This is a genomic window from Algibacter sp. AS12 (assembly GCF_046736315.1).
Taxonomy (GTDB): Bacteria; Bacteroidota; Bacteroidia; order Flavobacteriales; family Flavobacteriaceae; genus Algibacter_B; species Algibacter_B amylolyticus.
In genome coordinates this window covers 2,496,797-2,509,229 of record NZ_CP151841.1, presented here as the reverse complement: position 1 = coordinate 2,509,229, position 12,433 = coordinate 2,496,797, and the positions used below count along the sequence as shown (strand labels likewise).

The following is a 12,433-nucleotide window of genomic DNA, read 5'->3' as shown; positions in this document are numbered from 1 at the left end:
TCTTTAATTTATAAAAAATTACTTTCTACGACGAGGTCCTTTGTTTCCTCCTCTTCCGGCTCCACCTTTTCCTTGCTTCTTAGATAATCCAACAAGCGGAGAAAGTTCTCTTTTACCATATACTTCACCTTTCATGATCCATACTTTAACACCTAATCTACCATAAGTAGTGTGTGCCTCAACTAAAGCATAATCAATATCGGCTCTGAAAGTTGATAAAGGAATACGTCCTTCTTTGTAGTGTTCAGATCGTGCCATTTCAGCACCATTTAAACGACCACTAATTTGGATCTTAATTCCTTCAGCATTCATACGCATAGTAGCAGCAATAGCCATCTTAATTGCACGTCTGTATGAAATTCTATTTTCAATTTGACGAGCGATGCTAGATCCTACTAAAAACGCATCAAGTTCAGGTCTTTTAATTTCAAAGATATTAATCTGAACTTCCTTTCCAGTAATTTTCTTAAGCTCTTCTTTTAACTTGTCTACCTCTTGGCCACCTTTTCCGATAATAATACCAGGTCTAGCAGTAGTGATAGTAACGGTTACAAGTTTTAAAGTTCTTTCGATTATTACTCTACTAACACTAGCTTTAGATAAACGCGCGTGAACGTATTTTCTAATCTTATCGTCTTCGGCAAGTTTATCACCATAATCGTTTCCTCCGTACCAGTTAGATTCCCATCCTCTGATAATTCCTAAGCGATTTCCGATTGGATTTGTCTTTTGTCCCATACTCTTATTAAGCTTGTGTGTTATTATTAGCTCCTACCACTATTGTTACATGGTTAGAACGTTTTCTAATTCTGTGTGCACGACCTTGAGGTGCTGGACGTAATCTCTTTAACATAGATCCGCCATCTACTCTAATCTCCTTAACAATCAATTCAGCCTCTTCAATGTTAGCCTCTTCGTTTTTAGCTTGCCAGTTTGCAATTGCAGACAATAACAATTTCTCTAAACGACCAGAAGCTTCCTTTTGGTTGAATTTTAATATATTAAGTGCATGTTCTACTTTTTCGCCTCTTACTAAATCGGCTACTAAACGCATTTTTCTCGGTGATGTAGGACAGTTATTAAGTTTAGCAAAAGCAACGTGTTTTTTTGCTTCCTTAATAGCGTCTGCCATTTGTTTTTTACGACTTCCCATAGCTTACTACTTTTTACCTTTATTTTTAGCACCTGCATGTCCACGGAATGAACGTGTTGGTGAAAATTCTCCTAATTTATGACCTACCATGTTTTCAGTAACATATACTGGAACAAATTGGCGGCCATTGTGTACTGCTATTGTTTGTCCAACAAAATCTGGAGTAATCATACTAGCACGAGACCAAGTTTTGATTACTGTTTTTTTGTTATTCTCAACATTAACGGCTACTTTCTTTTCTAACTTATAATGAACGTAAGGTCCTTTTTTTAATGATCTTGCCATGTCTTATTTCTTTCTACGTTCTACAATATATTTATTACTTGCCTTAGTCTTAGAACGGGTTCTGTAACCTTTAGCTGGAATACCGTTTCTAGAACGAGGATGTCCACCTGAAGACTTACCTTCACCACCACCCATTGGGTGATCGACTGGATTCATTACTACTGGTCTAGTACGTGGTCTTCTTCCTAACCATCTTGTTCTACCTGCTTTACCACCTACTAATAATTGGTGATCTGAGTTAGATACAACTCCTATTGTAGCCATACAGTTTACAAGAATTAATCTTGTTTCACCTGAAGGCAATTTAACAGTAGCAAACTTACCATCTCTTGCCATTAATTGAGCAAAAGCACCTGCACTACGAGCCATAATAGCTCCTTGACCTGGACGTAACTCTATACAAGAAATAATAGTTCCTAAAGGAATCTCACTTAATGGCATTGCATTTCCAATTTCTGGAGCAATACCTTCTTTACCTGACACTACATTTTGCCCAACCTGAAGTCCATTTTGAGCAATAATGTATCTTTTCTCACCATCTTGATAATTCAATAGAGCGATAAAAGCTGTTCTATTTGGATCATATTGGATTGAAGCTACTTCACCAGGAATACCAGCTTTGTCTCTTTTAAAATCGATAATACGATACTTTCTTTTATGACCACCACCTATGTAGCGCATAGTCATTTTTCCTTCACTGTTTCTACCACCAGACCTTTTGTTCGGAACGAGTAAACTCTTTTCCGGCTTATCAGTAGTAATAGCATCATAGCCGTTTACTACTCTAAATCGCTGTCCTGGTGTGATTGGTTTTAATTTTCTTACTGACATCTGTCTTTAATTACATGTTACTGTATAAATCAATCATTTCACCTTCCGCCAGTTGTACAATTGCTTTTTTAACCGCATTTGTTTTACCATGTTGAATACCAGTTTTTGTAAACTTGGTACTACGATCTGGACGGACATTTATAGTACGAACTTTTTCAACAGAAACACCATAAGCAGCCTCAACCGCTTTTTTGATTTCTACCTTGTTCGCCTTAGTTTTCACTGCGAAAGTATAGCAGTTTCTCAACTCGCTATTAGCTGTCGCTTTTTCTGTGATTATAGGTTTAATTAAGATACTCATTGTTTCTATTTACTTAAATTTGTTTCAATTCCTGCTAAAGCTCCTTCTAACAATACTACTTGTCCTGCATTAAGTATTTTATAAGTACTTAACTCTGAAGAAGTTACAACTTCTGTGCTTTTTAAATTACGCGATGACAAATATACGTTATTATTTGACCCACCCAACACAAACAGTGTTTTTTTGTTTTCAAGCTCTAAAGCCTTTAAAACTGCAGTAAAGTTTTTTGTCTTTACATTATCAAAATTAAAGTCTTCTAAAACTGTAATTGACTTCTCTCCTGCTTTGATACTTAAGGCAGACTTACGCGCTAAACGCTTTAAGTTTTTATTAAGTTTGAAGCTGTAATTTCTAGGTCTTGGACCGAACATACGACCACCACCTTTAAATACACCAGACTTAATACTACCTGCTCTTGCTGTACCAGTTCCTTTTTGCTTTTTAATCTTACGCGTAGATCCAGAAATCTCAGCTCTTTCTTTCGATTTGTGAGTTCCTTGACGTTGGTTTGCTAAATATTGTTTAACATCCAAATATACTGCATGATTATTAGGCTCAATAGCAAACACATCTTTAGAAAGGTCTGCCTTTCTACCTGTGTCTTTTCCGTTTATATCTAAAACTGCTACTTTCATTATTTTCTAATAATTACATAAGCGTTTTTATGACCAGGAACACATCCTTTAATCACAAGTAGGTTCTTTTCAGCAACTACTTTTAAAACTCTTAAATTTTGAACTTTAACTGTGTCTCCACCCATTCTTCCTGCCATTTTCATGCCTTTAAAAACACGAGCAGGGTAAGATGCAGCTCCAATAGATCCTGGCGCTCTTAAACGGTTATGTTGACCGTGAGTAGCTTGACCTACACCACCGAAACCATGACGTTTTACAACACCTTGAAATCCTTTACCTTTAGATGTTCCTGCTACATCAACAAATTCACCTTCGGTGAAATGTTCAACAGTGATTGCATCTCCTAATTTGTACTCCGCATCAAAACCTTTGAATTCAACAACTTTGCGTTTTACAGAAGTACCCGCTTTTTTAGCATGACCTAAGTCTGCTTTAGTAGCGCTCTTTTCTGTCGCGTCATCGAAACCTAATTGAACAGCAGAATAGCCGTCAACCTCTTCAGTTCTGACTTGGGTAACGATACATGGTCCAGCTTCGATTACTGTACAAGGAATATTTTTCCCGTTTTCATCAAAGATGCTGGTCATACCGATTTTCTTTCCAATTAACCCAGACATAATTATTTATTTAATTTATTACTATTTGTTATTAAAATTCAAGGCTGAAAATACGTTTCAGCCTTGAATTGTATTTTTACCGTTTTTCCCTCGCTCGCAGCTTAGGACATGTAAGTTTATATAACTAAACTTTGATCTCTACTTCAACACCACTTGGTAATTCAAGTTTCATTAACGCATCAATAGTTTTTGATGACGAAGAGTAGATATCCAATAATCTCTTATAAGATGATAATTGAAATTGCTCTCTTGATTTCTTGTTTACGTGTGGAGAACGTAATACAGTGAAAATTTTCTTATGTGTTGGCAATGGAATTGGTCCAGTTACAACAGCACCAGTACTCTTTACTGTTTTTACAATCTTATCAGCAGACTTATCTACTAAGTTGTGATCGTAAGATTTTAATTTAATTCTGATTTTTTGACTCATTTTCTTAAGATTTACGATTCAACTCCTTTAGCTGCCTTTATTACTTCTTCAGATATATTAGAAGGCGTTTGAGCATAGTGTGAAAATTCCATTGTTGATGTTGCACGACCAGAAGATAATGTTCTTAATGTTGTTACATAACCAAACATTTCTGATAATGGTACAGTAGCTTTTACAGTTTTTGCACCAGCTCTATCACCCATGTCACTTACTTGACCTCTTCTTCTATTTAAATCACCTACAATATCCCCCATGTTTTCTTCTGGAGTAATAACTTCAAGTTTCATAATAGGCTCCATAATAACAGCCTTAGCCGCTTTTGCAACGTTTTTGAAACCTAATTTAGCAGCTAATTCGAAAGATAATTGATCAGAATCCACATCATGGTAAGATCCATCTCTTAAAGTAATTTTCATAGCATCTACCTCAAAACCTGCTAATGGTCCATTTACCATTGCTTGCTTAAATCCTTTTTCAATTGAAGGGATAAATTCTTTAGGAACGTTACCACCTTTAATTACAGATTCAAACTGAAGTCCTATTTGACCTTCATCAGCTGGCTCAATAGTAAACACAATATCTGCAAATTTACCACGACCACCAGACTGTTTCTTGTAAACTTCTCTATGATCTGCAGAAGCTGTAATAGCCTCTTTATACTCAACTTGAGGTTGACCTTGATTAACCTCTACTTTGAATTCACGTTTTAAACGATCCACAATTACATCTAAGTGTAACTCACCCATTCCAGAAATAATAGTCTGTCCTGAAGCTTCGTCTGAACGTACAGTAAATGTAGGATCTTCTTCAGCTAATTTAGCTAAGCCCATACCTAATTTATCTACATCAGCCTTAGTTTTTGGCTCAACCGCAATACCAATTACTGGATCTGGGAAGTCCATAGACTCTAATACAATTGGATGCTTTTCATCTGAAAGTGTATCTCCTGTTTTGATAGATTTAAATCCAACAGCAGCTCCAATATCTCCAGCTTCTATATAATCAATTGCGTTTTGCTTGTTAGCGTGCATTTGGTAAATACGAGAAATACGCTCTTTTTTACCTGAACGATTATTCAATACGTAAGAACCTGCGTCTAAACGACCTGAATAAGCTCTAAAGAATGCTAAACGACCTACAAAAGGATCGGTAGCAATTTTAAATGCTAATGCTGCGAACGGCTCTTTTACAGATGGCTTACGAATTTCTTCTTTATCTGTATCAGGGTTTGTTCCAATAATACCTTCTTTATCCATTGGAGAAGGTAAATAACGACACACAGCATCTAATAAGAACTGAACACCTTTATTTTTAAAAGCAGAACCACAAATCATAGGAATAATAGCCATATCCATTACAGCAGCTCTAAGTGCAGCATGCACTTCGTCTTCAGTAATAGAATTTTCATCTTCCATGAATTTCTCTAAAAGATTCTCGTCGTAACCAGCTACCTCTTCAATAAGTAAAGCACGGTATTTACGAGCTTCTTCTTTTAAATCATCTGGAATTTCAATAACATCAAAAGTTGCCCCTTGAGTTTCATCATGCCATACGATAGCTCTGTTTTTTACTAAATCTATAATACCTCTAAAATCATCCTCGTCACCAATGTTTAAAACGATTGGCACCGCGTTAGATTTTAACATATCCTTTACTTGTTGACAAACTCCTAAAAAGTCTGATCCTTGACGGTCCATTTTATTAACGAAACCAATTCTAGGCACTTTATAGTTATCAGCTAATCTCCAGTTAGTTTCAGATTGCGGCTCAACACCATCAACTGCACTAAATAAGAATACTAAACCATCAAGAACACGTAATGAACGATTTACTTCAACAGTAAAATCAACGTGACCCGGTGTATCTATAATATTAAAGTGGTAATCCTTAGCATCTGCTGTTGGTTCACCATTTTCAATAGGGAATTTCCATTCACAAGTTGTAGCTGCAGAAGTAATTGTAATACCTCTTTCTTGCTCTTGCTCCATCCAATCCATTGTAGCAGCACCATCATGTACTTCTCCAATTTTGTGAGAAACTCCAGTATAATAAAGAATACGCTCTGTTGTTGTTGTTTTACCAGCATCAATATGAGCAGCAATTCCTATGTTTCTTGTATATTTTAAATCTCTTGCCATGTCTTAGAATCTAAAGTGAGAGAATGCTTTGTTTGCTTCTGCCATTTTGTGAGTATCAACTCTTTTCTTAACCGCTGCTCCTTCTTCTTTAGCTGCTGCTAAAACCTCAGAGGCTAAACGTAACGCCATTGATTTTTCGTTTCTTTTACGTGAATAGCTAATTAACCATTTCATTGCTGTAGAAACTTTACGATCTGGACGAATTTGCATTGGAATTTGGAATGTTGCTCCACCAACACGACGACTACGTACTTCTACGTGAGGCATAACGTTAGATAAGGCATCTTTCCATATCTCTAAACCTGTTTTTTCTTCGTCAGTTTTTTTCGAGTCTACAATATCAATTGCATCGTAGAATACTTTAAAAGCGACAGACTTTTTTCCATCCCACATCATCATATTAACGAAACGAGTTACTAACTGGTCGTTAAATTTAGGGTCTGGTAAAAGCGGTCTCTTTTTTGCTGCTCTTTTTCTCATGTCTTCTTCTTAAAGTTTTAATTACTTTTTAGGGCGTTTTGCACCATACTTAGATCTACGTTGCGTTCTACCTGAAACACCTGCTGTGTCTAAAGCACCACGTACAATGTGATATCTAACTCCTGGTAAATCTTTTACCCTTCCACCTCTAACCAATACTATCGAGTGCTCTTGTAGATTGTGTCCTTCACCACCGATGTATGCGTTAACCTCGTTACCGTTTGTTAAACGAACCCTTGCTACCTTTCTCATTGCTGAATTTGGTTTTTTAGGAGTTGTTGTGTAAACACGAGTACACACACCACGTCTTTGCGGACAAGAATCTAAAGCAGCCGATTTACTCTTCTTGGTTATTTTGGCTCTTCCTTTTCTTACTAATTGCGAAATTGTTGGCATATATATTATATATAAATTTTATTATCCTCTTTTTAAGAGGGGTGCAAATGTAGAAATTAATTTTTAGAATTCAAATCCTAATCGGTTAATTTTTAAGAGTTTTCAAAAATATTATCAATCTCCATATTATAAACCTAGATTTTACGTTAGATTTACATAAAAAAAGCCATTTATAAAAGTGCAAAAACCTTCGTACTTCATCCTTATTATATATATCCTTTTTTCTATAGAAGGCTTAAGTCAGAATTTAATTTTAAAAATTAAAGGAGAAAGCGAATTAGAAACACGTATAATAGATTCCGTTGGCTACGTTAAATTTCATAAAGACTACGCGTCCATTAGAAACGAAACTAAAGCCGCGCAGAATAAGTTCTCAAAACTAGGCTATATTGAAAATGAATTATTCGCTATTAAAAAGATAAACGATACTACGTTTCATTCTACAATCCACTTAAAAAACAAATTTGACTCCTTATATATATATTACGATAATACAAAAACCCTTACCTCTACATTAAATTTAATTTCTAACGATGTCTATAACGACTATTTCATCCTTAAATTACAAGATGTTGAAAACGCATTAAACATTATAAACACCGAAATTTCGCAAAAAGGCTTTCCGTTCGCTAAAGTCAAATTATCTCAACTTGAAATAAAAAACAATACAACTTTAAAAGCGGAATTAAAAACAAGCAATAACACCGCTAAACGAACAATAACTAATATTAAAGTAAAGGGCTATGAGAAATTCCCGAAGTCTTATTTAAAACATTATTTAAAAATAAAACAAAATCAAAACTTTGATATAGATAACATAAAATTAAAAACGGAACAACTCTCAAACTTAAATTTCGCAAACGAAGTAAAAACTCCAGAAGTTTTATTTTTAAAAGATTCAACAACACTTTATCTATACCTGGAAAAATCTAAAAGCAATAATTTTGATGGCTTTTTAGGATTTGGCACAAACGAAGAGACTAATAAACTAGAGTTTGATGGCTATTTAAATCTTAAGCTTAATAACAATTTAAATTTTGGAGAATCTTTCAGCCTACTTTACAAGAGCGATGAGAACGATCAAAAAACATTTGAAGTAAAGACGGAGCTACCATATTTATTCAATTCACCAATTGGAGTAAACTTAATGCTGAAAATTTTCAAAAAAGACACCTCGTTTACAACCGTAAACCAACACGTAAAGATTAACTACCAAATAAATTCTAGCTCTAAAATATTTACCGGAATCACCACCACAGAATCAAACAATACACTCACCAATAATAATAGCTTAAATATAAACGATTATCATACTACGCAATTCAACTTAGCATATCAATATATAAAACCGCAATACCATAACTTATTATTTCCAATTAACTCTAAAATATATTTTGAAACCGGAATCGGTAACAGAACAGCTACAAATAATAAAGAAAAGCAGTCGCAATTATTATTCGAAATAACGAAAATTATAAATCTAAACGATAAAAACAGTATATACATTAAAACAAATGGAAACAATTTAATATCAAATAGCTATTTTGAAAATGAATTATTAAGATTTGGAGGTATAAACTCATTAAGAGGTTTTGAGGAAAATAGCTTGAACGCAACTTTTTACAGCCTTATAAATACAGAATACAGATATCAATTAAACAATTCCATTTACATTCATAGCATTATCGACGCCAGTTATTTCGAGAATAAAATACAAAACACCCAAGAAAAGCTGTTTGGCTACGGCTTTGGGTTTGCTATTCTTACAAAGTCAGGCCTTTTGAAACTAAACTACGCAAATGGCAAAAATGAGAATACACCATTTAAATTAGCTAATTCTAAATTACACATCAGTTTGACCGCAAATTTCTAGTTCTCATTTATTAAATCCTTAAAAATTTGAGCATTTCCCCAAATTTTAACCATAATTTATTGTTTTATTAACTTTAATTTATGATTTTTGGCATTGACTAATTCAAATAATTACAAAATGAAAACAAAGTTTAGTGGAATTCTAACGCTATTACTAGCGTTTGTCGTGCAACTAACGTTCGCACAAGAAAAGACAATTTCAGGAACAGTATCGGATGCCTCAGGGCTCCCACTACCTGGAGCTACTGTCTTAGTAAAAGGTACTTCATCAGGTACATCATCAGATTTCGATGGTAATTATTCATTAAAAGCTAACCAAGGAAGTACTTTGGTATTTAGTTTTGTTGGATACACTACGAAAGAGGTTGCTCTTGGCGCTTCAAGCAAAATTAATGTAACACTTCAAGAAGACGCAGAATCTTTAGAAGAAGTAGTTGTAACTGCTTTTGGTATTAAACGTCAATCAAAATCCCTAGGATATTCAGCAACAATAGTTTCCAACAAGGATATTACTGAAGTATCTACTAGTAACCCACTTGAAACTCTTTCAGGTAAAATTGCGGGTGTTGATATTTCTTCACCAGCTCAACCAGGAGCGTCAACAAAAGTTATTTTTAGAGGTATTAGTTCTATTACTGGAACTAATGCACCGCTTTATGTTGTAGATGGTTCTCCCATTCTAGATAGATCAAATAGTGTTGTAGGAAGCACAAGTTCTTTCGATGCCGGATCTGGTGTAAATGACATTGACCCTAACAACATTGAAAGCATTAACTTCTTAAAAGGTGCTGCAGCAACAGCCCTATATGGTTCTAGAGCATCAAATGGAGCTATTATTATTCAAACCAAAAGAGGTAAGAATAAAATGAGAGTTAGTATATCTTCTTCTACAGATTTCTTAGAGCTAGCAAGAACAACAGATACTCAAAAAGAATTTGGTACAGGTTGGGCCGGAGCTTCTTACTCTAGTGTAACAGGAGAAGGATCTACAGCAGCGAGTAATGAAAATGGATCATGGGGAGCACCTTTTAATGGTCAAATAAGACCTTGGAGTAGAATTATTGATAATTCACAACTTATAAAGCCTTATGAAGCATTAGAGAATAATATTAGAGATTTTTATGAAACAGGAACCTCTTTTAATAACAGTATCACTATTAGTAGTGGTAACGATAACTCAGATGTTGCGTTTACTTATTCTAGAGTAGATGTTGATGGTATTTTCCCTTCAGATGGTGATACTTTCGTAAAAAACAACTTTGGTGTTAACGCTGGTGTTGGTTCAGATAAATTTAAAGTACGTTTAAGCGCAAATTACGCACATAAAGAACAATCTGCTATTCCTACTGGGCAAGGAGATGATGCTGGATTTGGTAAATCTTTAACTCAAGAGTTAATTCAAATACCAAACGATATTAGTATTATTGATTTAGAAGACCAAACTAACCTTTTTAATACACCTAGTTACTTCTACACGCCTTATGCTGCTAACCCATATGTAACTTTAAACTCTAATAGTGTAGAGATTAAAAAAGATAGATTCTATGGTAATGCAAACTTTAATTATGCCTTTACAGATAAATTTTCTGCACAATTTCAAGTAGGTACAGATATCGACAACGAAAGCATTAAACGTTACGGAGCTATAATTGAATATGTACCTGGATCTCCTCAAGACCTTGGAGGAGCAAACGGAGTAGTTGGAGCTGTACAAGAATCAAAATATACTAACAGAGAATTTGATACTTACCTTAACTTAAACTACAACACTAATATTTCTGAAGATTTAACTTTAAATGCTTTAGGAGGAATTAACTTTAATGAAAGAAACGGAGAGTCATTAAGCGTAACAGTTAACGATTTAGATTTACCTAACTATTATGAACTTAGTAACTCTGCATCTACACCAGTTTTAGAACAAAGTGATTATGTAAGACGTGTATTTGGTATTTATGGTCAAGCTGAATTTGGTTATTTAGACAAATATTTCTTAACAGTAACTGCTAGAAATGATTTTTCTTCTACCTTACCATTAGCTAACAACTCATACTTCTACCCTTCTGCATCTTTAGCTGCTATTGTTATTGACAATGGAAGTACATTTACTAAGTTAAGAGGTGGTTTTGCTAGAGTAGGTAATGACACAAATGTTTACAGCGTATCTGCAACAGCAGGTCAATCAGCAAACGATGCTTATTTTGGAAACGTAACTTATCCGTTTGGAGGTGTTAATGCTTATGAGATTTTTGGAAGAATTGAAAATCAAAACTTAAAACCTGAACTTACAGATGAAATCGAGTTAGGATTTGATACTCAATTCTTTAACAGAAGACTTGGTTTAGACGTTTCATTATATAGTAGAAAAACTAACGATTTAATCGTTGACCTACCTGTAGCACGTTCAACAGGATACTCAACTGTTACAGCTAACCCTGTTGACTTAACAAACAAAGGTATAGAGTTATTACTTACAGCTAAACCTATTGTTTCAGACAACTTTTCGTGGAATTTAAGCTATACGTTTACTAAAAATGATAGTGAAGTAACTAGAGTTGGTAATGACGATGGAAAAGTATCTATTTACAATGCTTACGGAGTTAATTTCTATGCCGAAGAAGGAAAACCACTTGGAACATTTTACGGTCCAGCGCCTACAAGAAATGATGAAGGGCAAATAATTGCAAATCCTGACACAGGATATTATACTTATGATGGTACCGAAGTTGAGCTAGGAAATTCTCAGAGAGATTTTATAATGGGATTAAAAAACACATTCACTTATAAAGATTTCACATTCAATATGGGATGGGACTGGAAACAAGGTGGTGAAATGTATTCATACACAAAACGTCTTAACTATTTTGTTGGTAATGGTATCGAAACAACATATAACGGCAGAAACCCATGGATAATACCAAACTCGGTAGTTCCTGATGGATCTGGTGGTTATGTTGAAAACACAACACCAGTAGCATTTGATGATGTAACAGCTTTTTATAATACACAACAAAATGCAGCTGTAGAACAAGATCATATTATCGATAAAACTTTTATCAGACTTAGAGACGTTTCATTATCTTACTCATTCCCGTCTAAGGTAATTGATCAGTTAAACTTAACTAACCTAACGTTTACTATTTATGGTAAAAACCTGTTTTTATGGACACCAGCAGATAACACTTATGTAGATCCAGAAACAACAAGTTACGGTAGAGGAATAAGAAGTGAATTTGGAGAATTTGCTGCTAATCCATCACAAAGAGCTTATGGTGGTAGTATTAAATTAACATTTTAA

General features: G+C 34.6%; 13 protein-coding genes. 2 read left to right on the top strand and 11 right to left on the bottom strand.

The annotated features are described in order from the left end of the window. Positions 1-18: 18 nt before the first annotated feature. The 11 genes from rpsC to rpsL form a co-directional block, all read right to left on the bottom strand. On the bottom strand, positions 19-738 hold the full coding sequence (gene rpsC / locus AAFN75_RS10500) for a 30S ribosomal protein S3 (protein ID WP_092847748.1): 720 nt from the start codon (positions 736-738) through the stop codon (positions 19-21). Between the two features lie 7 nt (positions 739-745). Beyond that, complete coding sequence (gene rplV, locus AAFN75_RS10495; RefSeq protein WP_144115514.1) at positions 746-1,153, bottom strand: 50S ribosomal protein L22; 408 nt, start codon at positions 1,151-1,153, stop codon at positions 746-748. 6 nt (positions 1,154-1,159) lie between these two features. Beyond that, on the bottom strand, positions 1,160-1,438 hold the full coding sequence (gene rpsS / locus AAFN75_RS10490; protein WP_034043300.1) for a 30S ribosomal protein S19: 279 nt from the start codon (positions 1,436-1,438) through the stop codon (positions 1,160-1,162). A gap of 3 nt (positions 1,439-1,441) precedes the next feature. Beyond that, complete coding sequence (rplB, locus tag AAFN75_RS10485) at positions 1,442-2,269, bottom strand: 50S ribosomal protein L2 (RefSeq protein ID WP_144115513.1); 828 nt, start codon at positions 2,267-2,269, stop codon at positions 1,442-1,444. 10 nt (positions 2,270-2,279) lie between these two features. Beyond that, positions 2,280-2,570 carry a 50S ribosomal protein L23 gene (rplW, locus tag AAFN75_RS10480; RefSeq protein WP_072399589.1) on the bottom strand — a complete coding sequence of 97 codons (291 nt, stop codon included), beginning with the start codon at positions 2,568-2,570 and terminating at the stop codon, positions 2,280-2,282. 5 nt (positions 2,571-2,575) lie between these two features. Then, on the bottom strand, positions 2,576-3,205 hold the full coding sequence (gene rplD / locus AAFN75_RS10475; RefSeq protein ID WP_411806291.1) for a 50S ribosomal protein L4: 630 nt from the start codon (positions 3,203-3,205) through the stop codon (positions 2,576-2,578). Continuing rightward, positions 3,205-3,822 (bottom strand): 50S ribosomal protein L3, encoded by a 618-nt coding sequence (gene rplC / locus AAFN75_RS10470; protein WP_144115512.1) that lies wholly within the window; start codon positions 3,820-3,822, stop codon positions 3,205-3,207. The genes rplD and rplC overlap by 1 nt, the downstream gene beginning before the upstream one ends. Before the next feature lie 124 nt (positions 3,823-3,946). Further along, complete coding sequence (rpsJ, locus tag AAFN75_RS10465) at positions 3,947-4,252, bottom strand: 30S ribosomal protein S10 (RefSeq protein ID WP_007650482.1); 306 nt, start codon at positions 4,250-4,252, stop codon at positions 3,947-3,949. Between the two features lie 11 nt (positions 4,253-4,263). Further along, positions 4,264-6,390, bottom strand: coding sequence for an elongation factor G (gene fusA / locus AAFN75_RS10460; RefSeq protein ID WP_411806290.1), 2,127 nt, complete (start codon positions 6,388-6,390; stop codon positions 4,264-4,266). Positions 6,391-6,393: 3 nt separating this feature from the next. After that, entirely contained in the window at positions 6,394-6,870 is a 477-nt protein-coding gene (gene rpsG, locus AAFN75_RS10455; protein WP_144115510.1) for a 30S ribosomal protein S7, read from the bottom strand. A gap of 21 nt (positions 6,871-6,891) precedes the next feature. Then, positions 6,892-7,266 (bottom strand): 30S ribosomal protein S12, encoded by a 375-nt coding sequence (gene rpsL / locus AAFN75_RS10450; protein WP_019386263.1) that lies wholly within the window; start codon positions 7,264-7,266, stop codon positions 6,892-6,894. A 178-nt stretch (positions 7,267-7,444) separates the two neighbouring features. Between rpsL and AAFN75_RS10445 the strand changes: the two genes are divergently transcribed. After that, on the top strand, positions 7,445-9,139 hold the full coding sequence (locus tag AAFN75_RS10445; protein WP_411806289.1) for a POTRA domain-containing protein: 1,695 nt from the start codon (positions 7,445-7,447) through the stop codon (positions 9,137-9,139). A 117-nt stretch (positions 9,140-9,256) separates the two neighbouring features. Beyond that, positions 9,257-12,433, top strand: coding sequence for a SusC/RagA family TonB-linked outer membrane protein (locus AAFN75_RS10440; RefSeq protein ID WP_411806288.1), 3,177 nt, complete (start codon positions 9,257-9,259; stop codon positions 12,431-12,433).